Source organism: Kitasatospora sp. NPDC001547, assembly GCF_042894165.1.
Taxonomy (GTDB): domain Bacteria; phylum Actinomycetota; class Actinomycetes; order Streptomycetales; family Streptomycetaceae; genus Kitasatospora.
The window spans coordinates 330,197-354,221 of sequence record NZ_JBIAVL010000001.1; the positions used below are offsets into that span (position 1 = coordinate 330,197).

Sequence of the window (24,025 nt, forward strand, 5' to 3'; positions counted from 1 at the left end):
CGTCCCGACCACCGAGGTTCCTTCATGCGTGTACTGTTCGCCGGCGCCCCCGGCATCGGCCACCTCTTCCCGCTGGTCCCGCTGGCCAGGGCGATGCGGGCGCTCGGCCACGAGGTCGCGGTGGCCTCGATGGACGGCGGCGAGCCGGTCGCCGGATCCGGGCTGCCGTACCTGCCCGTCGCGCCGGGGGTCGACTGGCGCAAGGAGATCCGGGAGGCCGGCCGCACCCGGCGGCCCGACCTGATGCGGCGGGTGGTCGAGAGCAACTCGGCCGACCGCGAGGCGTTCGTCCCGCTGGCCGCCCACGTCAACAGCGCGGTGGCCGACGCCATGGTCGAGCTCGCCGCGCGGTGGCGGCCCGACCTGGTGGTGTACGACTACCAGTTCCCGGTGGCGCTGCTCGCGGCGACCCGGCTGGGCGTGCCCGCGGTCCAGCACGACCTGGGGTTCGTCCGCACCCCGAAGCTGCGCGCGCTGATGCTCGCGGAGATGGCGGACACCTTCGCCCGGCACGGGATCGACCGGCTGCCCGAACCGGCGGACACCGTCGACCTCGCGCCGCCGAGCATGGCCGGACCGGAGCGCTACGGCTGCTCGATGCGGCCCGTCGCCTACAACGGCGAGGGCGCACTGCCCGACCGGCTGGCCGGGCCCGCCGACCGTCCGCGGGTGGCGGTGACCCTGGGCACCGTCGCGCCCAAGACCGACGGCCTGACCAGGCTGGAGCGGGTGATCGCGGCGGCCGCCGAGGTCGACGCGGAGTTCGTGCTGGCGACCGGCGAACTCGACCTCGGCGCGCTCGGCACCCTGCCGGACAACGTCCGCCCGTACGGCTGGGTCCCGTGGCGGGCGCTGCTGGGGACCTGCGCGGCCGCCGTCCACCACGGCGGCAGCAGCACCGCGCTCAGCGCGCTGGACGCGGGCATCCCGCAGCTGGTGCTGCCGGACGGGTCCGACCGCTTCATCACCGCGGACGCGGTGCGCGAACGCGGAGCCGGGCTCGGCGCGGGCGCCGGGGAGATCGGGCCGGAGCTGCTCGACCGGCTGCTCACCGACGGCGCGCTGAGCCGGGCCGCGCGGGAGGTCGCCGCCGAGATCGCGGCGATGCCGTCGCCGACGGCCGTGGCGGAGCGGCTCACCGGCGCCGCCGCGCGGTAGCGGCGGGCCCGTCCCCGGCGTGGGAAGCCGGCCCGGTCGGCTTCCCACGCCGGGAGCCCCTGTGCCAGGCCCGCCGCGGACCCGCACCGGGAGGTCAGCCCCGGCGGTCCGCGTGGTAGGCGACGTAGCGGTGCAGGCCGTCGGGGTTGGACGGGAGGGCCCGGGCGTCGGCGAGGACGGCGAGCCGGGCGGCCCGGGTGGTGCTGAAGCGGGCGGCGGCGTCCTCGAAGGCCATCGGTGAGCGCTCCGGGCGGGTCGTCGGCACCGGCAGCAGCGCCAGCGCCCCCGCGAGCCGGCGGTCGTCGGGTGCGGCGGCCGCGGCCCGGTGGACGGCCTGCCAGAAGTCCTGGTACTCGACCTTGCGCAGGCCGAAGGCCGATCCGAAGCCGCCGAGCAGGTCGTCGAGCGGCAGCGGCCCGGGGCGCAGCAGGTGGAAGTAGCCGGACCGGCGGTGGGTGACGGCGGCGACCAGCAGCCGCCCGACGTGGTCGACGGGGGTGTAGTCGGTGCTCAGGTCGCTGGTGAAGTAGGCGCCGACCCGCAGGCAGGCCCGGACGAGCAGCTCGACCCGCGAGCCGGGGTTGGGGATGCCGGTGCGGGTGGACGGCATGACCTCGCCGAGCCGGTGCACGGCGACCGCCAGACCGCGGTCCGCGGCGGCCTGGACCAGCTGTTCGGCGGCCCACTTGGACTGCCCGTAGCCGGTGTCCGGGGTGCGTCCGGCCGGGACGGGGCGCTCCGGGACCGGGGTGTCCCCGGCCGGCTCCGCCGGGCAGGCGGCGAGGGTGGAGACGAAGTGCACCATCGCCGGCCGGCCGGTGGCGGCGAGCCGGAGCAGTTCCACGGTGCCGGTCACATTGGTGCGGCGGTGGGCGCGGTAGCCGCGCACCAGGTTGACCATGGCCCCGGCGTGCACGACGGTGTCCACCTGTTCGGCCAGTCGGCGGTGGTCGGCCGGGTCGAGGCCGAGCGCGGGACCGCTCAGGTCGCCGGGGACGGCGTGGATCCGGTGGGCGGTCCGGTCGGACCACAGCCGGTACCGGTGCAGGGCGTCCACCACCCGTCGGCGGGCCGCCTCCGGGCCGTCGGCGCGGACCAGGCAGTGCACGGTCGCGTCGGTCCGTTCCAGCAGGTCGTGCAGCAGTTGGGCGCCGATGAACCCGGTCGCGCCGGTGAGCAGCACGTGCCGCGGCGGCCCGGACGGGGTTCCGGCCGGCCGGATGTCGGCGGGCAGCGTCAGGTCGGTGGCGGGCGCCGTGGTGGCGGTCGGGGCGGCGGGCAGGGCGCGGCCGCCGTCGAGCGCGGCGGCCTGGAGCGCGATGGTCGGCGCGTGGACGATGTCCCGGATCGACAGCGGGGTGTCGAAGCGGGCCGACACCGCGAGGGCGAGCCGCTGGGCGTGGAGCGAGTCGCCCCCGCTGTCGAAGAAGTCGGCGTCCGGGCTGGTGACGGGTTCCGGCAGCAGGGCGTTCCACAGTTCGGCGAGGGCGCGTTCGGTGCTGCTCCCGGTGGCCGTCCAGCCGTCGGGCCCGGTCGGCGAGGGGGACTTCAGGAGTTCCGCGAGGGCCCTGCGGTCCGTCTTCCCGTTGCCGTTCACCGGGACGGCGTCGAGCCTGACGAACCGCTTCGGGACCAGCTCCGCCGGCAGCAGCGCGCGGACGTGCGACCTGAGCTGATGCTTCGTCAGGTCGCCCCGCACGGTGAAGAACGCGGCCAGGTGCTGGCCGCCGCCGTGGTCGCTGACCAGCACCTTGGCCTCGCGCACGGCAGGGTGCGAGGCGACGGCGTGCTCGATCTCGGAGAGCTCGACCCGCACGCCGCCGATCTTCACCTGCTGGTCGCGCCGGCCGTCGAAGTAGAGCAGTCCGTCGGCGCCGTAGTGGCCGAGGTCGCCGGTGCGGTACATCCGCTCCCCGGGCAGTTCGGGGAACGGGTTCGCGACGAAGGCGAGGGCGGTGCGGTCGGGGTCGCCGAGGTAGCCGGTGCCCAGGCAGGCGCCGCCGATGCAGATCTCGCCGACCTCCCCGGTGCGGGCCGGTTCCCCGTGTTCGTCGAGCACGACCGCCCAGGTGTTGTCGATCGGCCGGCCGATCGGCACGGGGGCGGGGTCCTCGGCGGACACCTCGTGGAAGACGGAGCCGATCGAGGCCTCGGTCGGGCCGTAGGTGTTGGTCACCCGCAGCTGCGGGAGGAGCCGCTGCAGGGCGCGCACGCTCTGCGGGGCGATCTCCTCGCCGCCGACCAGCAGCATCCGCAGGCTCGCCAGGCCGTCCACCAACTCCGGCCGGGAGTCGAGCAGTTCGACGAGGGCGGTGAGGATGGTGGGCACGAAGTCGGTCATCGTGACGCGGTGGCGCCCGATCACCTCGACGGTGGCGGTGAGGTCGAGGATGTCGTGGGCGCGGGGGATGACGACCCGGCTGCCGCAGGTGAGCGGCCAGAGCAGCTGCCACAGCGAGGAGTCGAAGGTGTGCCGGCTGTTCTGCAGCACCACGTTCCGCGGGGTCGATCCGAACCGGCGGCCCATGGCGAGCAGCCGGTTCGCCAGGCCGCTGTGCAGGTTGAGGGCGCACTTGGGCGTGCCGGTGGAGCCCGAGGTGTAGAAGCCGTAGGCGAGTTCGTCCGGGCGGGGCGGCGCCGGCACCGGCCGTGCGGGGAGGGCCGGCGCGGGCCCGGAGACCGGATCGACGGCGATGGCCGGCGCGGACCAGCCGTCCGGGGCGGCGCCGGGGGAGAGCAGGACCGCGGCGGGGCGGCACGCGTCGACCATGGCGCGCAGGCGCGGGCCGGGCCACTGCTCGTCCAGCGGGACGAACACGGCGGCGGAGCGCAGCACGGCGAGCATGGCGACCAGCAGTTCGGGCCCGCCGGCCATCACCAGCGGAACGAAGCCGCCCCGGCGCACCCCGGCGTCGGCCAGCCGGCCGGCCAGGGCGTCGACCCGGGCCATCAGCCCGCGGTACGTCAGGGTTCCGCCGGGATGCTCGACCGCGACGGCGTCGGGGGTACGGGCGGCCGCCGCCTCGACGAGGCTCCAGGCGGTGACGTCCGGGTGGTGGGGGACGGTGTCGCCGCGGAACTGGCCCAGCTGCCGCTCGGTCGGGGCTCGCATGGCTCTCCCTTGGTCGCTGAACGAGGACGGGGGACAGGGGCGGGAACGGAGGGCGGGAGGAGGGACGGGAACAGGGCGGGCCCGGGAACGGGCGCGGGCCCGGCGCGACCGGGCCGGCCCGCGGCCGCGGCAGATGCGGCACGGGCCGGCCCGGGAGCGGTTCAGGGCCTCAACGGGACCGGGGCGGGGCTCAGACCTCGGTGGCCACCCAGCTGATGTACCAGCCGTGGCTCACCGCGTAGTCGACCGTCAGCGGACGGCCGTCCTGCCAGCGGACGTAGATCCGGAAGCCCTTCGAGGTGGGGGTGTAGATGGTGTTCCCCCCGGTGGTCGTCCACATCGAGTCGCGGCCGCAGAGGTTCGCGGTGTAGACCGGCGTCTCGCTGAAGTTGCCGGCGGAGGTGTCGACGTCGATGTAGATGCCGGTCCCGTTGTCCTCCTCGACATGCTGCTGCCAGTCGCCCACGGGCGTGTTGCCGGCGATGAACCTGGGGTTGGACATACCTGTCTCCTCGCTGTGATCACACAAACGGGCAGGGGGGTGGATCAGAATGGATCGCTGGCGCACCAGGGATCATCCACCGCAGCGAGTCTGAGTGAATCTTCCATTGATCACAAGAGTGCTTAATGCGAGGAATGGAATTCCGGTTGAGAATACTGATCACGGTGCCGGAGCCGTGAACGGTGGTGCGGTTCCGGCTTCTTGACGCCGCGTGGTTCGATCGTGCTATACCTGTGACTTCTGACGTGATCAGGTCACCGTCGCCCGGGTGTGCTGGTCCACCTGTCTCGGGAAACGCGCCGTCTCATATGCCGGACCGTCATGATCTGAATTCCCGGAGATCTTCTTTGTGTGAGGAGTGCGTGATAGGCATGCCCGAATTCTCTGCCGTCCCGGAGATGTCCGCCGCCGATTCCTGGGACGATCTCGTTCCGGTCGTGGAACTGGCGTACGGGGGCTACGGGCACACCGCGGACTACCACGCCTCGGCGGCGTCGATCTTCGAACCCAAACGATCGCTGGTCGCCCGCATCGGCGGCCGCACCTGCGGAACCTGTGCCGTCTACTCGCTGGAAATGACCCTGCCGGGCGGCCCCCGGGCGGTGGCCGGCCTCGGCTACGTGACCGTCGCGCCCGAGCACCGGCGGCGCGGGGTGATGAGCGGCATGGTGCTGCGCGTCCTGCACACCCTGCACGAGGGCGGCGCCGAGCCGGTGGCGGTCCTCAACACCACCGAGGCCGGGATCTACGGCCGCTTCGGGTTCGGCCTCGCCAGCCAGGCCGCCCAGATCCGGATCCCCCGGCACGCCCGGGAGCTGCGCGACACCGCCGGCGGCGAGCGGACCGTGCGGATCGGCGGGCCGGAGGAGCACTCCGCCGCGATCGCCGCGGTCTACGCCCAGTGCGTCGGGGAACGCCCCGGGACGCTGCGCCGGGACGCGGCCTGGGCCGCCCGGGCCGTGCTGGACCTGCCCGACCACCGCGGCGGGAGCGGACGCCTGCTCTGCCTGGTGGTCGAGGAGCGGGGGGAGCCGTCCGGCTACGCCCTCTACCGGCTGACCGCGGCCTGGGAGCACTCGGTGCCGCGCTACGAGGTGTCGGTGCGCGAGCTGTTCGCGCGCGACCCCGCCTCCGGCGCGGCGCTCTGGCGCGCCCTGCTCGACGTCGACCTGGCCGGCAGCGTGGTCGCCGACCGGCCGGTGGACGACCCGGTGCTCGCCCTGCTCACCGACCCCCGCAGCGCGGCGCCCGTCCTGCGCGACCAGCTGCACGTGCGGCTGGTGGACGTGGACCGGGCGCTGGAGCAGCGCGGCTACGCCGCCGAGGTCGACGTCGTCCTGGACGTCACCGACCCGCTCTGCCCGTGGAACGAGCGGCGGTTCCGGCTGCGCACCGGCCCCGAGGGCGGCGAGTGCCGGCCCACCACCGCGGCGGCCGACCTGGAACTGACCGCCCGGGAGCTGGGAGCGCTGCACCTCGGCGGCACCTCCCTGGTGCAGCTCGCCCGGGCCGGCCTGGTGCGCGAACTGCGCCCGGGCGCGGTCCGGGCCGCCGCCACGGCGTTCCGCCACGATCCGGCGCCGTTCTGCCCCGTCGTCTTCTGACACCCGGCCGCCCGCGCCGGCCGGACCGCCCGCGCACCAGCCGGAGCGCGCCGGCCGGCGTTCCCCGACATCCGTCCGAGTACCGAACCGAGCACCCACCGAGCACCGAACGAACACCGAGCGAGAACCGACCGAGCACCGACCGACGCCCGACCAAGGAGCCTCATGCCTGGTCCCGGATACGCGTACTTCGGCGCCGAGGAGCGCCGCAACCTCCTCGAAGTCGTCGACTCCTGGCTCGCCACCTCCGACGCCCACTCCCGCCCACCCGGCGTGGACGCCCAGGTCCGGGGCCTGGAGCGGGAGCTGTCCGCACGCTTCGCCGGCCCGCACTGCCTGGCCGTCAACAGCGGCACCTCCGCCCTGCTGGCCGCGCTCGCCGCGCTCGGCATCGGCCCGGGCGACGAGGTCATCGTCCCCGGCTATCTCTACGCCGCCTCCGTCTCGGCCGTCGTCTTCGCGGGCGCCACCCCGGTGTTCGCCGAGATCGACGAGTCGCTGACCCTCGACCCGGCCGACGTCCTGGCCCGGATCACGCCGCGCACCAAGGCCGTCATGCCCATCCACATGCTCGGCGCGCCCTGCGACCTGGCCGCCCTCGGGCAGACCGCCGACGACCACGGGCTGTTCCTGCTGGAGGACGCCGCCCAGGCCTGCGGGGCGACCTACCGGGGCCGTCCGGTCGGCACCTTCGGCCAGGCCGGCGCCTTCTCCACCAACATCTTCAAGGTGATCACCGGCGGCGACGGCGGCTTCCTGCTCACCCCCGACGAGCGCCTCTTCCAGCGCGCCTACTCCTTCCACCACCACGGCTGGTTCCCCTACGGGGAGGAGACCGGCGACGGGGACCAGCTCTTCGGCCTCAACCTGCGGATGAACGCCTTCACCGCGGCCGTCGTCCGCGCCCAACTCGCCCGGCTGGACGCCATCCTGGACCGCAACCGCACGCTGGCCCGGGCGCTGGCCGCGGCGATCCCGGCCCGCGACGGCCTGCGCCCGCGCCTGCTGCACGACGCCGACGGCGACTGCGCGACCCTGCTGGTCTACCTCTTCGACGACGCGGCGAGCGCCGACGCGGTGGCCAAGGAACTCGGCACCCGGACGCTGCTCCACTCGCCCAAGCACTACTACGGCGGCCTGCCCGAACTCACCGCCCTGATGGCCGGCGACGCCCGGCCGAGCCCGTTCCGCCGGCCGCCCGACACGGCGCGGCACGACTACCGGGCCGGCGCGCTGCCGAGGACGGACGACGTCCTGGCCCGCTCGCTGGCGCTGACCGTCGGGCTCACCGACACCTACCTGGGCGCCGACTTCGGACTGACCGCGCGCAGCACCCCGGCCGACGTCGACGCGGTCGCCGAGCGGTTCCGCACCGCCGTGGCGGGAGTGCTGGGCCGGTGACCGCCGCCGACCCGGCCGGCCGCGGCGGCCGGCCGCACGCCGCCGACCCGGTGCCCGGTGCCGGCCCGGGTGCCGACGACGCCGACGTGATCGTGGTCGGCGCCGGCTTCACCGGCCTGGCCGCCGCGCACGAACTCGCCCTGGCGGGCCTGCGCTGCCGGGTCGTCGAGTCGGCCGACCGGATCGGCGGCCTCGCCGCGACCTTCCCGGTCGGCGGCCGGCAGCTGGAGCGGTTCTACCACCACTGGTTCGACTCCGACCACGAGATCTTCCGGCTCTGCGCCGAACTCGGCTGCGCGGACCTGATCGAACGCCACCCCACCCGCACCGGCGTCTACCACGCCAACTCGGTGTACCGCCTCTCCAGCCCGCTCGACGTGCTGCGCTTCGCCCCGCTGCCCCCGGTCGACCGGCTACGGCTCGGCCTGTCGGCCGTACGGGCCGGCCGGGTGCGGCACTGGCGGGAACTGGAGGCGCTCACCGCCGAGCAGTGGCTGGTCCAGCTGGGCGGGCGCCGGGCCTTCGAGGTGGTCTGGCGCCCCCTGCTGGAGGGCAAGTTCGGCTCCTACGCCTCCCAGGTCGGCGCCACCTGGATGTGGACCAAGCTGCACCTGCGCGGCGGCAGCCGGTCCCGCTCGGGCAAGGAGGTGCTGCACTACCTGCGGGGCGGTTCCGGCGCACTGCTGGAGGCCTGGCGCGACCGGCTCCAGCAGCTGGGCGTGGACCTGCGCACCGGCAGCCCGGTCGACGCGGTGCTGGTCGGGGAGCGGGGCGTGACCGGCGTCCGGACGGGCGGGCGCGTCCTGCGCGCCCGGCGGGTCCTGGTGACCACCGCCCCCGGCCCGCTGGCCGGCATGCTCGACGGCGCCGCCGGCGCCCACCCGGCCGTCCCGGCGCTGCTGCGCAGGCTGCGCTCCGTCCCGTACCTGGCCAACCTCTGCCTGGTCCTGGAGAACCGCCGGGCCCTGTCCGACACCTACTGGCTCAACGTCACCGACCCGGCGTTCCCGTACGTCGGCGTCATCGAGCACACCAACCTCGACGCACCGGACCGCTACGGCGGCCGCCACCTCGTCTACCTGTCCAAGTACCTCCCGGTCGACGCCGAGCTGTACCGGATGAGCGACGAGGAGGTCTACCGCCACAGCCTGCCCCACCTGCGCCGGATGTTCCCGCGGTTCCGCGAGGACTGGGTGCACCGCTACCACGTCTGGCGCGCGGAGCACGCCCAGCCGGTGGTCACCCCCGGCTACTCCCGGCGCGTCCCCGAGGTCGAGTGCGCCGTGCCCGGCCTCTACATGTCGAGCATGGCGCAGGTCTTCCCGGAGGACCGCGGCACCAACTACGCCGTACGGCACGGCCGGTCGGCCGGACGGCTGATCGCGGACCGGATCCGCACCCGCCGGCACGCGGGGCTCCGCACGGCACCGACCGAGGAGGCGGTATGAACGACCTGCTGGACATCGCGGCCGCCGAGAACCTGACCGAGGACCAGGTGCACGCGCTCTACCGGAGCTTCGTCAGCCGCAGCCAGGTCTCCCTGGTCGGGGCGTTCGGCTTCGGACACGACCTGGTCGAGAGCGCCGAGGGCTGCTGGATCACCCTGCGCGACGGCCGGCGCGTCCTGGACTTCACCGGCGGGATCGGCGTCCTCAACCACGGCCACAACCACCCGAGGATCCTCGCCGCCCGCCGGCGCTTCGCCGAGCGGCGCCGGATGGAGGTCCACAAGAACTACCTCTCGCCCTACGTCGCGGCCCTCAGCCACAACCTGGCCCGGCTGCTCCCCGGCGACCTCGACGTCAGCTACTTCCCCAACTCCGGTGCGGAGGCGGTCGAAGGCGCCGTCAAGCTCGCCTACAAGTACCACGCGGGCCGCCGCGGCACGGTGCTGCACACCGACATCTCCTTCCACGGCAAACTGCTCGGCGCGGGCAGCCTCACCGCCTCGCCCGAACTCCACTTCGACTACCCGAGGATCCCCGGCACCGACTACTTCGGCTACGGCGACCTCGACTCCTTCGCCCTCGCCCTGGACCGGCACCGGGCGCTCGACGGCGGCAGCGACGTCTACGCGGTGGTGCTGGAGCCGTTCAGCGCCTCCAGCCTGCGCGAGTGCTCGGGGGAGTTCCTGCGCGAGGTCCGCCGGCTGTGCACCGAACGGGACATCGTGCTGGTCTTCGACGAGGTCTACACCGGCTGGGGCCGCACCGGCGCGCTGTTCCACTTCATGCACCACCCCGGGCTGGTCCCCGACGTGGTGACGATGTCCAAGTCCTTCGGCGGCGGCAAGGCGTCCATCGCCGGATACGTGGCCCGCGGCCCGGTCTTCCGCCGTGCCTACGACAACCTCCAGGACGCCACCCTGCACAGCACCACCTACTACGGCTTCGGCGAGGAGACCGCCACCGCGCTGGAGGCCGTCGCCGTCGCCGTCGAGGACGACTACCCGGGACGCGCCCGCAAGCTCGGCGCCGTCCTGGAGACCGGCCTGCGGGACATCGCCGACCGGCACCCCGCCCTGGTCGCCTCGACCTCCGGGTGCGGCGCCCTGCACGGCGTCTTCCTCAAGGCCGGGCCGGCCTCGCTCGACCGCCTGCTGCCGCTGCTCCCGGCGGCACTCGGACGCGACGCCCGGCTGCGGACCAAACTGATCACCGGCGCGGTGATCGCCGCCCTCTACCGCGACCACGGCGTGCTCACCTTCTTCGGGTCCAACCACGGCCTGCCGCTGGTCGTCGCGCCGCCGCTGGTCGCCGAGGAGGCCGAGGCGCAGACCTTCCTCCGGGCGCTCGACGAGGTGCTCGGACAGGGCGCGGTGCGCTTGCTCGGCCGACTGGCCAGGGAACTGGCCGCCGGGAGGCTCCGCCCGTGACGATCGACCTCCTGCTGCGGATCTGGACGCTGCGCCACCCCGCCCTGGGCGGTCCGGCGGCCCGCGCGGCGGCCCGCGCCCACGTCCTCGGCAGCCTCGCCGAACTGGCCCCGCACTACCGGGCGGGCCTGGCCGTGGCACTGCGGCTGGTGCCGCTCGCGCTCCTGCTGCTGACCGGCCGCCGCCCGGCCGCCGCCCCGCCGGACGCCCTGCTGGCCGGGCTCCGGCGGGTGGAGCGGCTGCCGCTGATCGGGCGGGCGGTGCGCACCGCGGAGACCCTCGCCCTGTACAGCGGGCTGGACGCCGCCGCGGCCACCACCGCCGGGGACGGCCCCGACCTGCGGCCCGCGCGCGTCCCGGCGTCGTGGACCGCCGAACGGATGGCCGCCCGATGAGCCGGCCACCGCGCCCGATCGACTGCGACGCCCTGGTGATCGGCTCCGGCGCCGGCGGCAGCGTCGCCGCCCTCGGCCTGGCCCGGGCCGGACGCGAGACCGTCGTCCTCGAGGAGGGCCCGCGGGTCACGACGGCCGAACTCGCCGCCGCCTCGCCCGCGCAGAACCTCCGCCGCCTCTACCGGCACGCCGGCCTGGCCCCCATCCACGGCCGGCCCGTCATCGCCTTCGGCGAGGGCTGCTGCGTCGGCGGCACCACCGTCGTCAACGGCGGACTGCTCTGGGAACCGCCCGCCGACCTGCTCGACCGCTGGGCCCACCGGGCCGGCACCGACGGCTACCGCCGCACCGACTTGGACGGCCACCTGCGCGAGATCACCCGGCGCCTCGGCGTCGCCGCCCAGCAGCCCGGCGACGGCAACCGCGACTCCCGGCTGCTCGCCGACGGCGCCGACCGGCTCGGCTGGCACTGGGCCGCGGCCCGCCGCGCCGCCCCCGGCTGCTCGCACGCCAACCGCTGCCCGACCGGCTGCCCGTCCGGCGCCAAACAGAGCATGCTGCTCAGCTACCTGCCCGCCGCCGAACGCCACGGCGCGCTGATCCGCCCCCGCACCCGGGTGCTGAGGCTGGACCACCGCCGCGGGCGCGTCACCGAGGTCCACGCCGTGGGCCCCGACGGCGAACCGGTCGGCTACCGGCCGCGCACCGTGGTGCTCGCCGCCGGCCCGATCGGCACCCCCGCCCTGCTCCAGCGCAGCGGCATCCACCGCCGCCGGGCCGGCCGGCGCACCGCCGTCCACGTCAACCTGAAGGTCGTCGCCCGCTTCCGGGAGCCCCTACGGGCCACCAACGGCACCATCTTCACCGCCCAGCTCCAGCACTTCCAGGACGAGGGACTGCTGGTGATGCCCGCCAACCTCACCCCCGGCGCCCTCGGGGCCGCCCTGGCCGGCCACGACCCGCGGACCGTCAACTCCGTGCTGGCGGACCTCGACCGGGTCGCCCTGTTCACCGCCCAGGTCCGGGTGGACGGACCGGTCACCGTCACCGCCCTGCCCGGCGGCCACACCCTGCTGCGCCACCGGCTCACCGCCGCCGACGCCGCCCGGCTGCGCTCCGCGCTCCACCGCACCGCCCGCCTGCTGCTCGCCGCCGGCGCCACCGAGATCCACCCGCCGTTCCCCGGCCCCCCGCTGCGCTCGGAGGCCGAGGCCCGGCAGTGCGCCGACCGCAGCGCCCTCGCCGACTGGCCGCTGGTCTCCGTCCACGCCATGGCCTCCTGCCCGATGGGCGACCCGGCCCACGGCGGGCTCTGCGACGCCGTCGGACGGCCGTACGGCTTCGACAACCTCCACCTCTGCGACGCCTCGGTGCTCCCGGGCGCGACCGGCATCAGCCCCCAGGGCACCGTGATGGCCTTCGCCCACGAGATCACCGAACGGCTGCTCCAGACCACCCGACGGGAGACCACCGGATGACGGACGACCAGGCACCGCACCGGCTCCCCGGTGTCATCGAGCCGGACGGACCGGAGGTCGACTGCGACCTCGCGATCATCGGCTCCGGCATGGGCGGATCCACCCTCGCCCACGCGCTGCGCGCCTCCGGCGCGCGGATCCTCGTCGTCGAACGCGGCGACTTCCTGCCGCGCGAGCAGCAGAACTGGTCCCCGGAGGCGGTCTTCGTCCAGGGCCGCTACCGCAACGGCGACCAGTGGCAGGACGCGCAGGGGCGGCCCTTCCAGCCCGGCGTCCACTACTACGTCGGCGGCAACACCAAGGTCTACGGGGCCACCCTCCCGCGCTTCCGCGAGACCGACTTCGGCCCGGTCGCCCACGCCGAGGGCGACTCGCCCGGCTGGCCGATCGACTACGCCGACCTGGAACCCCACTACGGCCGGGCCGAGGACCTCTACCGGGTGCACGGCGCCGGCGGCGAGGACCCCACCGACCCGTGGCGCTCCACCGACTACCCCCACCCGGCCGTCGAACACGAGGGCGCGGTCGTCGACCTCGCCCACCGCCTGCGCGACCAGGGCCTGAACCCCTTCCACCTGCCGACCGGCATCGACCTGCGCGAGGGCGGCGCCTGCGTGCGCTGCGCCACCTGCGACAGCTTCCCCTGCCTGGTCGGCGCCAAGAGCGACGCCGACGTCCGCGCGCTGCGCCCCGCCCTGGCCGGCGGCGACGTCCGGCTGCTGACCCGCACCCTGGTCGGCCGGCTGCACGCCGACGCCACCGGGCGGGTGACCCACGCCATGGCGACCCGGGACGGCAGGGAGCTGACGATCCGGGCCGAGCGCTTCGTGCTCGCCTGCGGCGCCGTCAACACCGCGGCGCTGCTGCTGCGTTCGGGTCTCGCCAACGGCTCGGGCCAGGTCGGGCGCAACTACCTGGTGCACAACAGCACCTTCCTGGTCGCCGCCGACCCCGCCCGCCGCAACCGGGCGGTCTTCCAGAAGACCCTGGGCATCAACGACTGGTACCTCGCCAAGGGCGGCCGCCCCCCGCTGGGCAACGTCCAGATGCTCGGCAAGCTTCAGGAGCCCATGGTGCGCGCGGCCAGCCCGAACGTACCGGCCGCGGTCCGGCGCTTCGTCACCGGCCGCAGCCTCGACCTCTACCTGACCAGCGAGGACCTGCCGACCCGGGACAACCGCGTCCTGCTGGACGCGGCCGGACGGATCACCGTGCACTGGCGGCCCAACAACCTCGGCGCCCACCGGGAACTGGTCCGGCGCACCACCGGCGCGCTGCGCGCGGCCGGCTACCCGCTGGTGTTCACCCGGCGGATGGGCATCGAGACCAACTCCCACCAGTGCGGCACCGCCGTGATGGGGACCGACCCGGCCACCAGCGTGGTCGACCCGGCCGGGCGCACCCACGAGCACGACAACCTCTGGGTGGCGGACGCCTCGGTGTTCTGCTCGTCGGCGGCGGTCAACCCGGCCCTGACCATCGCCGCCAACGCCTTCCGGATCGCCAAGGGAGTGCTGGCCTGACGCCGCCTCACCCCGCAACCCCGACGGCGGTGCCGTCCTCGTCCAGGACGAGGACGGCACCGCCGTCCGCCGCTCGGGGGCTCAGTCGGCGAGCTGCTTGGTGCTGAACGGGATGACGACGCGGTAGTTGACCTCGTCGCCGTGGACCGGGTGGCCGGCCGGGGAGAGCATCGAGTAGGCGGTGACCTGCGCGCGGTAGATCCGGACCGGGGAGTCCCCGGCGAAGTCCTGCGGCGGGCGGGCCCGACGGGCCCGCGCCGCCTCGTCCGGGTAGCGCCGCCGGTAGTACAGCTCGCAGCCCTCGACCAGGTCCGCACCTTCCAGGACCTCGGCCCGCGCGAGCGCGTAGAGCGCGTCGCCGCCCCCGCCGGCCGGGTTGGAGTCGTAGACCGTCAGCGAGACCACCGGGTTGGCCGCGATGTTCCGGGAGTGGAGGGTGTCCAGCCCCGAGATCCAGTAGAACCGGTCCTCGTCGTCCCAGGCGTGGGCCAGCGCGGACACCCACGGGACGGCCTGCGGCGAGGCGGTGCCGAGCGTCAGGTAGCGGGTGGAGCGGAGGATCTCGCGTGCGGAGGTGCAGAGGTCGTCGTCCGAGCTGGGCACAGTGCCTCCGGTTCGGTGAGCTTGGGCTGCTGCCACGGGTTCGCACGGGCAAGGCGGGCGGATCGACCGCTCCGCCGGGCGTCCTGCGGCCGGGCGCCGGGACGCCGGTTCTTCGCGTCCTCACTCTACCGAGGCCCGGCGCGGCCCAGAAGAGGGCCGCGACCGGTAGGACTTCCGTCCGCCCGCGCCTCAGAGGTAGAGCGGGTGGAGGCCGCCGGTGAGGCCGATGTTCAGGCGGGCGTCGTGGCCGGTGCGGACGAAGGCGGAGACCAGGCGGCCGTCGACGGCGCCGACGGCCACGTCGTGGTGGGCGGTGGATCCGTCGGCGCCGCCGCGCAGCCGCGGGCTGGGCAGGTGCTCCTGGACCAGCCAGCCCTCGGCAGTGGCGAGGGCGACGGCGTCCGCCCAGGCGGCGGCGTCGGTGTCCGGGCCGACGACCACGCCGTGGCCGTTGCTGCCCAGCGGGCGTTTGAGGACATAGTGCCCGCGGTCGCGGGCGATCCGGCGGACGGTCGGGCCGTCGCAGAGGGCGAGGTTGCGCGACCACGGGACGGCCGGCTGGACGAGCCGGTGGTCGGCCGGGTCGAAGAGGTCGGCGAAGCGGGGGTCGGACAGGACGGCGAGGCAGAGCTTGTTGTCGCCGAGGAGCCGGGCGCGCAGGCCGTTCTGCACGAACAGGGCGCGCTCGCGCACGGCCCGCAGGTACGGGCCGAGGTCGCCGAAGAGGTGCTGGAGGTCCCGCAGGGGGATCTTGGCGTAGGCGTGCCGGAGGCGCTCGCCGCGCAGGGTGGCGCCGCCGTCCGGGCCGGTGCGCAGCTCGCGCGGGTCGGCGTGCAGGACGCGGACGCCGAGGGCGCGCAGGCCGTCCTCGTAGGACCGGACGGCGTTGCGGCCGCCGCGGTCCGGACGCAGCAGCGCGACGGTGTCCGGTCGGCGGCCGGTCTCCCGTTCGGCGAGGTCGAGCAGCCACCGGCCGGTCCAGTCGGCGTCGTCGGCGGGCAGCGGGCGGGGCAGGTCGATCCCGTGCCGGGTGAGCAGCGGCCGCCAGGCGGCCCGGGCCCGGCCGACCACGGCCAGCCCGCCCGGCCCGTTGGCGTTGGTCTCCAACACGCCCCACCGGCCGTCGGGTTGGGGCAGCAGGTCGAGCCGCAGCAGGTGCACCCGGGTGTCGCGGGCGGCCGCCGCCAGGGCGCTCAGCGGCTCCGGGACGGTGAGGACCCGGCGCAGCCGCGGATCGTGCTCCCAGGCGGTCACGACGGCTTCGAGCATCCGGGTGCAGGCGGCGACGAGGGCCTCCAACTCCGCGCGCAGGCCCGGCCGCAGCCGCAGCGGCAGGCCGAGCGGCCGTGCCTTCCCCAGCGCCGGGTCGCCCACGGTGTGCGACTCGGCCAGCGCCCGGCCCTCCGCCGTCGCGCCGATCGCGGCGACCTGCCGGGTGAACGCCTCGTCCACCCCCGCCCAGCTCCCGCCGTCGGCGGTCCTGGTGTCGTCAGCCATGGGAACCATCACGTCCTCAACCCGTCGAGAGCCCGAACGGTGACCGAAGGTAGCCATTCGCTCACCCGGCCTCAAGGGGGCGCGCGGTCAAGGTAGTTGGCGCCCGGCGGGTTCCGGCCAGGCCCGTTCACCGGATGGTGTCGCCGCGCTCCCGCACGACCGTCCAGCCGTCGCCGTCCAGCGTGTGGACGGGCGGCCGGGGCCGCACCCACAGGTGGGCGAACGGCTGGTCGTAGCCGCCGGCGCCGCCGATCACCACCACGTCGCCCGGCGCCGCCCCGGCCGGCCCGGCGACGTCGTCCGCGAACACGTCGCCCTCGTAGCAGTTGGCGCCGAGCAGCCGGTAGCGGCCGCCGAGGTCGCCCGGCGCGGCGGGGAACTCGATCGGGTGCGCCCGGCTCTTCACCGTACGGGCCAGGTTGGTGCCCCCGTCCAGCACCAGGAGTTCGCGCCCGTCCCGGGACTTGCGGACCGCCACCCGGCAGACCAGTGCGCCGTGCTCCTCCACGAGGGAGCGCCCCGGCTCGATCAGCAGGTCCAGCTCCTCCGGGCGCAGCCCCGCCTCGCGGCACCCGGCCGCCACGGCCGCCGCGTACACCTCCCACTCGCGTCCGGGCACTCCGCGGGGCGGGAAACCGCCGCCGACGTCGACCGTCAACCGGCCCCCGGCCGCCTTCGCCAGGTCCCGCAGCGTCTCCGCCCAGAACACCAGCGCCTCGCGGTACGCGTCCGGCCCGGAGAGCGTCCCGACCCCGGCGTGCACCCCCCACACCGGCCGGTCGGCCCGGTCCAGCAGCTCCCGGGCCCGTGCCACCTCGTCCGGCACCAGCCCGAACCGCGACCACTCGCCGTCGCCGCCCCGGGTGGCGAGCCGCAGGCCCACCGGCGGGGGCCCGTCGGGCAGCGCGAGCAGGTCGTCCAGCTCGGTCAGCGAGTCGACCTGCACGGGCACCCCGAGCCGGGCCGCCAGGGCGAGTTCCGCCGGGCTCTTCACCGGCCCGTCGAAGACGATCCGCCCGGGTGCGAAGCCGTCGGACAGGGCCAGGGACAGCTCCGCGCCCGACACCACCTCCGCCGTCCCGCCGAGCGCCGCCAGCCGCCGGGTCGCCGCCGCCAGCGGGTTGGTCTTGTACGAGTACGCCACCGTCAGGTTCGGGAACTCCCGTCGCCAGACCCGCTCCATCTCCCGGTAGCCGGCGCCGAGTCGCTCCAGGTCGAACAGGTAGAACGGCGTCGCGCAGCGCTCCGCCACCTCCAGCGCCCCAGCCCGCAGACGATCGTTCAGCACGGTGCACCCACCCTCCGGCACGGTTCGTACGGCCGTGAAGCACGATAGGCGAGCGCCATCGGGTTGTCAGTGCCACCTCAAGGGGGTCGCGGGGTGGTGAGCGGCCTACACCTTCTGCGGGCCGCAACTCCCGTTGCCCGCCCGGTGCCGCATGCTCCGTCGCCGTGCCCCCGGCGGTCAGGGACTGCCGCCGTGCGCGGTGGCGGCCCGCCGGGCGAGGGAGGTGGTGGAGTGCCCGTCGAGGTAGGGCAGGACGACGGCGTGGCCGTCCCAGCCGCGCAGGACGGCCCGTTCGGGCAGCGTCTCGGCGGTGTAGTCGCCGCCCTTGACCCACAGGTGGGGCCGCAGCCGCCCGAGCACGCGGTCCGGGGTGTCCTCGTCGAAGACCTCCACCGCGTCGACGCAGCCGAGGCCGGCCAGCACCCGGGCCCGGTTCTCGGCGGCGTTGATCGGCCGTCCGGGGCCCTTGAGCCGCCGGACGGAGGCGTCGGAGTTGAGGCACACGATCAGGCAGTCGCCGAGCCGCCGGGCGGACTCCAGCAGGGCCACGTGTCCGGGGTGCAGCAGGTCGAAGCAGCCGCCGGTGGCGACCACCGTGCCGCCCCGCGCGCGGACCGACCGGGCCAGCCGCGCGGCGTCGGACGTGGCCCGGCGGGCCGGGACGCGGTCGGCCGCCGGCTCGTGCTGCCAGAGCGCCGGGTCGCCCACGCCGCCGCGGGCGACGAAGTCCGTGGCCGCCGTGACGCCGCGGTGCACGGCCTCCTCGGGCAGACCGCCGTCGGCGAGCGCGGCGGTCACCGTGGCGGCGAAGCAGTCCCCGGCGCCGCAGGTGTCGCCCGCCGCCTGGTACGGGGCCGGCAGCAGGATCGGGCTGTCCGGGCCGCGGCTGAGCAGGGCGCCGAGCGGCCCGAGGGTCACCGCGACACCGGCGGCCCGCCAGTGGCGGGTGAGCAGGGCGGCCCGGCGGGTGTGCGCGGGAAGGTCCTCGCCCGGGGGCTCGCCGGGCGCGAGCGCGGCGGTGAACAGGCGGGCCTCGGCGGCGTTCGGGGTGGCGAGCCGCACACCGGGCACCGGCGGACCACCGCGGGGGTGCGGGTCCCACACCACCGGGACGCGGTCGGCCACCGCGGCCAGCAGCGCCCGCAACCGGTCGGCCGTGCCCGTGCCGTAGTCGGACACCAGCACCGCCCCGGCAGCCGCGACGGCCTTCCGGACGGCGTCCGTCGGCGCGCCGGGCACGCCGCCGCCCCGGTCGATCCGGACCAGCGGCCGGCCGCCGGTGCGGACCCGGGTCTTGACGGGCAGGTCGCCGTCCAGGGGGAGCCCGGCGAGGACGACCCGGTCCGCGAGCAGCCGCCGTAGCTCGGTCGAGGCCTCGCCGTCGCCGACCGCCGTCACCAGGACGACCTCGCGGCCGCCGCTCGCCGCCAGCCAGGCGGCCAGCGCGGCGCCACCGGGCCGGTGCCGCTCGCCCGTCACGTCCACCACCGGCACGGGCGCGTCGGGGGCGAGCCGGGTCGCCTCCCCGTCGATGTCGCAGTCGAGCAGGCTGTCCCCGACGACGACCAGCGGACCGCGCCGGTCCGTACGCCGTACCGCGACGTCGCTCATGCCGGCCCCCCGGACGGGCGCCGGCCGTCGCCGCCCCCGCGCCCGGCGGCGGCACGGGGCGGCAGCGGACCGGGCCGCGGGCGGGCCGGCGCCGCGACGAAGGCCCCGCGGCCGGGGTGCGGGGCGGGCGTGGTGCTCCTGGGGCCCGGGCTCATCGGGCCACCTCCTCGATCAGCTGCTGCCAGTCGTGCAGGAACCGCTTCAGCCCGTAGCGTTCGAGCGCGGCCCGGCGGGCCTGCCGGCCGTCGGCCTCGGCCGCGGCGGGGTCGTGCAGGTAGCGGCGGGCCGCCTCGGCCAGCTCCTCCGGCCGGGTGGAGAGCACCCCGGCGCCGGGCGGTACCGCCCGCACCGCCTCGGTCGTGGCGAGCGCCACCACGGGCAGGCCGAGGTGCATCGCCTCCAGCAGCGACAGCCCCAGGGACGTCCAGCGGACGGGGTGCAGGTAGACGCGGCGCCGCGCGAGTTCGGCGTGCAGGCGCGCCTGCGGCAGCTCGTACGTCCGGCAGCGCTCGCGGGCGAGGCCGAGGTGGTCGGCCAGGCCCTCGCTGCGCATGCCGAAGACGTCCAGCGGAGCGGCGTCCGACAGCGCGGGCAGCAGGTCGCAGCCGACGGTGCGCCCGCGCCGGACGGGCTCGTTGACGACCACGGCGGCCCGCTCCAGCTCGCCGGTGTACAGGTGGCCCGGGTCGACGACGCCGTGCTCCACGACGGTGGTCGGGGCCCGCCCGTTGTCCCAGAACAGCCGGTTGAAGTGGGTCACGTGGACGATCGGCACCCGGTCCTGGCCGGCCATCGGATGACGGGTGTCGGGGACGTCCCCGTGCGGGCTGTTGTGCTCCAGGTAGACGGCCGGCACGTCCCGGCCGGGCCGGCGCCCGAGCCAGCGCTCGGCGAGGTCCTGTTCGTGGGGGCGCTGGAGCACCACCAGGTCGACGTCCGTGCCGCGCAGCTCCTCGGGGGAGACCTCGACGACGGACGACGGCCAGTCGAACGTCCGGGCCCGCCCGAGGCCGTCCGGCCCGCGGTCGGGCAGCACCGGGACGAGGTAGCGGTGCGGCCCCTGGACGAAGGCCGTCGTCCAGGACCCGTGCACGTGCCACAGCAGGATGTTCACGAAGCCTCCTCGGTACGGGGGAGCGGACCGTCGACGGCGGGGGCGACCCCGGGCCTGCCCGGCGCGCCCGGACCGGCGCGGCCCGGAACCGGGCAGGCGGTCCTCCTCACCGGGCGCGGCAGCAGGATCAGCATCGGTGACCGGCCCGCGGGCCCGCGACCGGAGCCGGCGGCGCCGCGTTCCCGGCGACGGCGTCCGACCGGTGTCGCACCGCGCTACGGCGGCGGCCGCCGGCGCGTCGCGGCCCGCCGCCACTCGGGTGACCCCGGCCCGGGGGCCGGTCATTCGGCGGACGTGGTCGGGCACGGCCCGGCGGAGGGCGTGGGCGGCAGCTGCGGCCGACCCCGGTGAGAGCGCGTGGCCGGGCGGATTGCCGCGCGGCCGGACGGGCAAGCGCTCGGTGCAGGCCGACGGACGCGGCAGCGACTCGTCGGCGACGTCGCAGCGGTCAGGGCGGAGGGAGTCGGGCCATGCGTCTGAGAACCAGCGATCCGCACGCGCCCGGCTACCGGCGGAGGCGGCACGGTCGTGGCTTCCGCTACCTCGCCGCGGACGGCCGGCCGGTGGGCGAGGAGGAACTCGCCCGCCTCAGGGCCCTCGCGGTGCCGCCCGCCTGGACCGACGTGTGGATCTGTCCGCACGCCGACGGGCACCTGCAAGCCGTGGGCACCGACGCGGCCGGCCGCCGGCAGTACCTCTACCACCCGGCCTTCCGGGAGCAGCGCGACCGGGCGAAGCACGAGCACGTCGTGGACGTCGCGGCCTGCCTCCCCAAGCTCCGCGACGCCGTCGAACAGGACCTGGCCGGACGCGGACTGCGTCGTGAGCGCGTGCTGGCCTGCGGGGCCCGGCTGCTGGACCTCGGCCTCTTCCGCATCGGATCCGACGCCTACACCCGGGACAACGGCTCCTACGGCCTCACCACCGTCCTGCGCTCCCACGTCACCCTGGCGCGCGACGGGGTCCGTTTCGAGTACCCGGCCAAATCCGGCCGACAGCGGTTCGCCGTCCTCGCGGACCCGCCGGCCTGCGCCGCGGTCCGGTCCCTCCTGCGCAGCCGTCACCCGGGCGAGCGGCTCCTGGTCCACCGGCAGGGGCGGGGGTGGCGCGAGGTGCACGGGAGCGACCTCAACGAGTACCTGCGGGAGCTCGGCGGGACGGACATCACCGCCAAGGACTTCCGGACGTGGAACGCCACCGTCCTCGCCGCGGTCGGGCTCGCCGTCTCGCGCCGGGCCGCCGGCACGTCCGAGGCCGCCCGCAAGCGGGCGGTGGGGCGGGTGGTCAGGGAAGTGGCCGACTACCTGGGCAACACCCCCGCCGTCTGCCGGGCCTCCTACATCAACCCGCGGCTGATCGAACTGTTCGACGAAGGCGTGACCATCGCGCCGGCCCTCGACGACCTCGGGATCGACGGCGGACCCGTCGCCACCCACGGACCGGTCGAGGACGCGGTCCGCGCGCTCCTGTCCGAACCGGTGGGTCCGCCGGGCCGGCGATGAGCGCGGCCGCCCGCGTCGGTCAGCGGCCCGAGGGTACGCCGACGTGCCCGACGAACGGCCCGAGGACGGCCCCCACCGCCGGTCGCGGGCCCGCCGCCGACGGGCCGGAACAGCCGGCTGGCGTGCTCGGAAGGGCTGGGCCACACTGACCGGGAGGTGAGGCTCCGATGAGATCGCTGCGCATTGCACTGGTGTCCGAAAGGGTCAGCCCCCTCGCACCGCCCGGCGGCGACGCGGACCCGTTGCGCGCCCACGTCGCGGCCCTCTCCCGGGCCCTCGCCCGCCGCGGCCACCAGGTCACCGTGCACACCAGGCGTGCCGACACCCGCCTCGGCGAGGACGTCCCGCTCTGCCCGGGCGTCCTGGTGCACCACGTGGGCGAGTGCCTGGCCCTCGGCACCTCCGAGGAGGACGTGCTGCGCGGCATGGCGGACTTCGGCGAACGGCTCGCCGACTACTGGATCCACCACCCGCCGACGATCGCCCACGCGCACTTCTGGACCTCCGGGCTCGTCGCCCTGCCCGGCGCCCACTACCTGGGCGTCCCCCTGGTGCAGACCTTCCACGCCCTCGGCGGCAGCGCGGCACGGGGCCGTGACGACGGCCGGGGCGACGGCCGGGGCGTGACCGCGTCCGGCCGGCTCGCCATCGAGACCGCCGTGGGGCGGCAGGCCGACCGGGTCCTCGCGGGCTGCCAGGACGAGTTCGGCGCCCTGCGGGCGATGGGCGTCGCCGAGGAGCGGATCCGGCTCCTCCCGCGGGACGGGGACCACTCGGTGTCGCGCCGCCCGCCGGCGGCGGCCCGCCACGCCCGCGACCGGGCCGCCGCCTTCACCGAACTGGTCTACCGGGAGGCGCTGGAGACCCGGTCGCCCCGCCGGGAGCACCCGTAGCGGGACGTCCGCAACCGTCCGGTAGCGAGCCGCCGGGCACCGCCCTCCGTCGGGCCGGCCGGCCCTCAGACCGCGACGGCGATCCGCTCCTCCGCGACGGCGACCCGCCCCTCCGCGGCCGCGGCCGTGACCGGCCCGGCCGATCGGCGTCGCGCGGCGGCGGCTCCGCCCACCGCCCCGCCGACCACCAGCCCGCCGGAAAGCAGCGCGCCCCGGGCCCCCAGCGCCTGGATGGACCCCCCGAGCACGAGCGGTCCGGCGAGGCCCCACACGGTGCTGACACTGCGCCAGGCGCCCAGGACCCGTCCGCGCAGGTGAGCCGGCGGGTCCGTCTGGAGGATCGTCGAGACCGCGGTGTCGCTCAGCGACTCCAGCACGGCCATCGGGACGACCAGCAGCGCGAGGAACAGGACGGTGGGGGAGAGCGCGGCGAAGCACTGGAGCACGCCGCCGGCCGCCGTCACGACGGCCACCAACCGCACGGAGGGGTTGCGCAGCCGTCCGGCCAGCACCGCCCCGGCGGTTCCGCCGACGGCCAGGACGGTGGCGATCACCCCGAACTCCTCCGCTCCGCCGTGCAGGGCGCCGCTGACCAGTGCGGCGAGCGTCAGGCCGTAGTTGCGGCCCAGCACCGAGCCCAGGCCGGTCAGACACGCCAGCGCGACCAGGCGGCGCCTGCTGCAGAAGAAGGCGATGCCGTCCCTGACGCCCTGTCCCGCGGCCGGCGGCGGTGGCGCGTCGGCCGTGACCGCGCCGGCGGCCGGCCGCAGGAACGGGATGACCGCCGCCACCAGGACGAAGGAGACGCCGTTGACCACGTACGCGCTCGCCATCCCGAACAGGGCGACGACGACGCCGGCCGACGCGGTGCCGGCCAGCCGTCCGACGCTGTGCACCACCGAGCCGACCGAGATCGCCGAGGGGACGTCCTCCGGCGGCACGAGGTCGTTGCCCAGGAGGGCGCAGGCCGGGCCCTCGACCGTGGCGACGAGCCCGGTGAGGACGGCCAGCACCATCAGGGCCGGGACACTGAGCGCCCCGAAGGCCACCAGGGCCGCCGTGGCGAAGGCGATCGCGGCCAGCACCGCCTGGCAGGCGGTCGCCGTGAGCTTGCGCGGCCAGCGGTCGACCGCGGCTCCGCCCACGAGTCCGAGCAGCAGGCCGGGGGCGACCTGGAGGGCGAGCGACAGTCCGGTGACGGCGGCCGAGCCGGTCAGCTGGAGGACCAGGAGGTTCTGGACGGTCAGCTGCATCCAGGCGCCGACGTTCGAGACCAGGTTCGCCAGCGACCACCAGCGCATGCCGCGGTGGCGCAGGGAGCGCCACGGGGCGCGCGACCCGGACGGGGCGGTCGGGGGGACGGCGGGACTCGCGGCAGGACGGTCCGGGCCGCTTCGTTGGGCGGGGAGCAGGGTGTTCGGGGTCGCCGGCGACGCCTTGGTGGTGGGCAGCACGTCTCACATCTGGAT

The 24,025-nt window shown here is 75.8% G+C and carries 18 protein-coding genes; 10 read left to right on the plus strand and 8 right to left on the minus strand.

Annotated features, from left to right (window positions below):
* Positions 1-24: 24 nt before the first annotated feature.
* Positions 25-1,158, plus strand: a complete 1,134-nt coding sequence (locus ACFY0X_RS01370; RefSeq protein ID WP_387747520.1) for a nucleotide disphospho-sugar-binding domain-containing protein — start codon at positions 25-27, stop codon at positions 1,156-1,158.
* Between the two features lie 94 nt (positions 1,159-1,252).
* Here the strand turns inward: ACFY0X_RS01370 and ACFY0X_RS01375 are convergent, their stop codons facing one another.
* Both ACFY0X_RS01375 and ACFY0X_RS01380 read right to left on the minus strand, forming a co-directional pair.
* Positions 1,253-4,270, minus strand: coding sequence for an amino acid adenylation domain-containing protein (locus tag ACFY0X_RS01375; RefSeq protein WP_387747522.1), 3,018 nt, complete (start codon positions 4,268-4,270; stop codon positions 1,253-1,255).
* Positions 4,271-4,460: 190 nt separating this feature from the next.
* The gene (locus ACFY0X_RS01380) at positions 4,461-4,772 is read right to left on the minus strand and encodes a hypothetical protein (RefSeq protein ID WP_355269781.1); all 312 of its coding nucleotides are present in this window, start codon (positions 4,770-4,772) and stop codon (positions 4,461-4,463) included.
* A 371-nt stretch (positions 4,773-5,143) separates the two neighbouring features.
* On the opposite strand from ACFY0X_RS01380, the gene ACFY0X_RS01385 reads away from it, so the two are divergent.
* The 7 genes from ACFY0X_RS01385 to ACFY0X_RS01415 all read left to right on the plus strand — a co-directional run bounded on the left by ACFY0X_RS01385 (position 5,144) and on the right by ACFY0X_RS01415 (position 14,048).
* Positions 5,144-6,376, plus strand: a complete 1,233-nt coding sequence (locus tag ACFY0X_RS01385) for a GNAT family N-acetyltransferase (protein ID WP_387747524.1) — start codon at positions 5,144-5,146, stop codon at positions 6,374-6,376.
* Between the two features lie 165 nt (positions 6,377-6,541).
* On the plus strand, positions 6,542-7,777 hold the full coding sequence (locus ACFY0X_RS01390) for a DegT/DnrJ/EryC1/StrS family aminotransferase (protein ID WP_387747526.1): 1,236 nt from the start codon (positions 6,542-6,544) through the stop codon (positions 7,775-7,777).
* Positions 7,774-9,225: an NAD(P)/FAD-dependent oxidoreductase gene (locus tag ACFY0X_RS01395; RefSeq protein ID WP_387747528.1), complete on the plus strand. Its 1,452-nt coding sequence runs from the start codon at positions 7,774-7,776 to the stop codon at positions 9,223-9,225. Before ACFY0X_RS01390 ends, ACFY0X_RS01395 begins: the two co-directional genes overlap by 4 nt.
* A complete protein-coding gene (locus ACFY0X_RS01400) occupies positions 9,222-10,652 on the plus strand; it encodes an aspartate aminotransferase family protein (RefSeq protein WP_387747530.1) in 1,431 nt (476 codons plus the stop codon). The genes ACFY0X_RS01395 and ACFY0X_RS01400 overlap by 4 nt, the downstream gene beginning before the upstream one ends.
* Entirely contained in the window at positions 10,649-11,047 is a 399-nt protein-coding gene (locus tag ACFY0X_RS01405) for a hypothetical protein (protein WP_387747532.1), read from the plus strand. The genes ACFY0X_RS01400 and ACFY0X_RS01405 overlap by 4 nt, the downstream gene beginning before the upstream one ends.
* Entirely contained in the window at positions 11,044-12,525 is a 1,482-nt protein-coding gene (locus ACFY0X_RS01410; protein WP_387747533.1) for an FAD-dependent oxidoreductase, read from the plus strand. Before ACFY0X_RS01405 ends, ACFY0X_RS01410 begins: the two co-directional genes overlap by 4 nt.
* On the plus strand, positions 12,522-14,048 hold the full coding sequence (locus tag ACFY0X_RS01415; protein WP_387747535.1) for a GMC oxidoreductase: 1,527 nt from the start codon (positions 12,522-12,524) through the stop codon (positions 14,046-14,048). The genes ACFY0X_RS01410 and ACFY0X_RS01415 overlap by 4 nt, the downstream gene beginning before the upstream one ends.
* Positions 14,049-14,129: 81 nt before the next feature.
* Here the strand turns inward: ACFY0X_RS01415 and ACFY0X_RS01420 are convergent, their stop codons facing one another.
* From ACFY0X_RS01420 to ACFY0X_RS01440, 5 genes are all read right to left on the minus strand, one after another.
* A complete protein-coding gene (locus ACFY0X_RS01420) occupies positions 14,130-14,651 on the minus strand; it encodes a pyridoxamine 5'-phosphate oxidase family protein (protein WP_387747537.1) in 522 nt (173 codons plus the stop codon).
* 189 nt (positions 14,652-14,840) lie between these two features.
* Complete coding sequence (locus ACFY0X_RS01425) at positions 14,841-16,148, minus strand: hypothetical protein (protein WP_387747539.1); 1,308 nt, start codon at positions 16,146-16,148, stop codon at positions 14,841-14,843.
* 127 nt (positions 16,149-16,275) lie between these two features.
* Entirely contained in the window at positions 16,276-17,436 is a 1,161-nt protein-coding gene (locus ACFY0X_RS01430; RefSeq protein ID WP_387747541.1) for a hypothetical protein, read from the minus strand.
* A 177-nt stretch (positions 17,437-17,613) separates the two neighbouring features.
* On the minus strand, positions 17,614-19,047 hold the full coding sequence (locus tag ACFY0X_RS01435) for a PfkB family carbohydrate kinase (RefSeq protein ID WP_387747543.1): 1,434 nt from the start codon (positions 19,045-19,047) through the stop codon (positions 17,614-17,616).
* Between the two features lie 151 nt (positions 19,048-19,198).
* Positions 19,199-20,161, minus strand: a complete 963-nt coding sequence (locus ACFY0X_RS01440) for a glycosyltransferase (RefSeq protein ID WP_387747545.1) — start codon at positions 20,159-20,161, stop codon at positions 19,199-19,201.
* 470 nt (positions 20,162-20,631) lie between these two features.
* On the opposite strand from ACFY0X_RS01440, the gene ACFY0X_RS01445 reads away from it, so the two are divergent.
* Both ACFY0X_RS01445 and ACFY0X_RS01450 read left to right on the plus strand, forming a co-directional pair.
* On the plus strand, positions 20,632-21,663 hold the full coding sequence (locus ACFY0X_RS01445) for a DNA topoisomerase IB (RefSeq protein ID WP_387747547.1): 1,032 nt from the start codon (positions 20,632-20,634) through the stop codon (positions 21,661-21,663).
* A gap of 167 nt (positions 21,664-21,830) precedes the next feature.
* Positions 21,831-22,556, plus strand: coding sequence for a glycosyltransferase (locus ACFY0X_RS01450; protein ID WP_387747549.1), 726 nt, complete (start codon positions 21,831-21,833; stop codon positions 22,554-22,556).
* Between the two features lie 65 nt (positions 22,557-22,621).
* Here the strand turns inward: ACFY0X_RS01450 and ACFY0X_RS01455 are convergent, their stop codons facing one another.
* Positions 22,622-24,010 (minus strand): MFS transporter, encoded by a 1,389-nt coding sequence (locus tag ACFY0X_RS01455; RefSeq protein ID WP_387747551.1) that lies wholly within the window; start codon positions 24,008-24,010, stop codon positions 22,622-22,624.
* Between the last annotated feature and the right edge of the window lie 15 nt (positions 24,011-24,025).